1 protein-coding gene and 1 pseudogene are annotated in these 1,539 nt (G+C 52.5%); both read left to right on the top strand.

Annotated elements, in window-relative coordinates:
- Positions 1–576 (top strand): ROK family protein (locus STRDD11_RS14320; RefSeq protein ID WP_241209350.1); only part of this gene is annotated, 576 nt, incomplete at its 5' end.
- A pseudogene (locus STRDD11_RS14315) lies at positions 555–1,539 on the top strand (beta-N-acetylhexosaminidase); the annotation flags it as partial. The gene STRDD11_RS14320 and the pseudogene STRDD11_RS14315, both read left to right, overlap by 22 nt.

Here is a 1,539-nt window from a genome sequence, read left to right as displayed (position 1 = left end):
GTCGGTTTGAGCGAACTGCTGGCCCATCCTGAACTTGAAAATGCGGCCTGTGCAGTCATTGGCACAGGGATTGGCGGAGCCTTGATTGTCAATGGCCGGCTGCACCGCGGCCGGCATGGTCTGGGCGGCGAGTTTGGCTATATGCTCCTGTCAGAACCAGCTGAAAGTCTGGGCAACTGGTCTCTTTTAGCGTCGACCGGCAGCCTGGTGCGCTCTGTTCAAGCCAGCACGGGCTCATCAGACTGGAATGGCAGGAAAATCTACCAAGCAGCCGCTGCAGGAGATGAAATCTGCCAAGCGGCTATTGGGGAAATGAACCGTCAGCTGGCCAAGGGCTTGCTCAATATCCAATATCTCTTTGATCCAGACCGGATCAGTCTAGGCGGATCTATCAGCCAAAACCCTGATTTTATCAAGGGTGTGCAAGAGGCTGTCGCTGCCTATGTCGACCGTTACGAAGAATATACACTCGCACCGAAGATTGCAGCCTGCACTTATCAGGCAGAGGCCAATCTCTACGGCGCCCTTGTCAACTGGCTGCAGGAGGAAGAACAATGGCCGCATTTTCAGGCTTGACACCCAAACAAAAAAAAGCAGTTGTCCGCTTAGAGGAACGCCTGCATCTGGGGGATATTGAAATTGCTGTCTCCCAGTCTGCTCAGCCGGCTCTTACGGTCAATGGCCAGGCTGGCCGCTACCAAGTGACCTATCAGCAGCCCCACCAGCTCTATCGCGGCTTGGCGCTTTTAGCTGCGGCGCTCAAGGAAGGAGATGCGGCAGCGATTGAAGAAAGAGCGGCCTATGCTCAGCTGGCCTATATGGCCGACTGCTCCCGCAATGCGGTTTTAAATCTGACCTCTGCCAAGGACCTGATCGAGGTCTTGGCGCTGATGGGTTACTCGACCTTTGAGCTCTATATGGAAGACACCTATGAGATTGAGGATCAGCCTTATTTTGGCTATTTCAGGGGCCGCTATACAGCAGCGGAATTACAGGAAATTGAAGCCTATGCAGAGAGCTTTGACATGACCTTTGTCCCCTGCATCCAGACCTTGGCGCACCTGTCGGCCTTTGTCAAATGGGGGGTTAAGGAAGTGCAGGAACTCCGTGATGTGGAGGATATTCTGCTGATTGGCGAGGAAAAGGTCTACCAGCTGATTGAAGGCATGTTTCAGACCTTGGCCAAACTCCGAACCCGTAAGGTCAATATCGGCATGGACGAAGCTCACTTAGTTGGCTTGGGCCGCTACCTGATTTTGAATGGCATGGCTGACCGGAGCATTCTCATGTGCCAGCATTTGGAGCGGGTGCTGGATATTGCAGATCAGTATGGCTTTCATTGCCAAATGTGGAGCGATATGTTTTTCAAACTCATGTCAGCAGATGGTCAATACGACCGGGAAATCGAAATTCCCCAAGAAACCCGCGCTTATCTGGAGCGCTTAAAAGACCGTGTGACTCTGGTATACTGGGATTACTATCAGGACAGTCAGGAAAAATACGACCGCAACTTTCGTAACCACCGCAGAATCAGCGATA

The sequence above is a fragment of the Streptococcus sp. DD11 genome, assembly GCF_001578865.1.
Lineage (GTDB): Bacteria > Bacillota > Bacilli > Lactobacillales > Streptococcaceae > Streptococcus > Streptococcus panodentis.
Note: the sequence above shows the minus strand (reverse complement) of the source record. Positions and strands in the feature narration are given on the sequence as shown.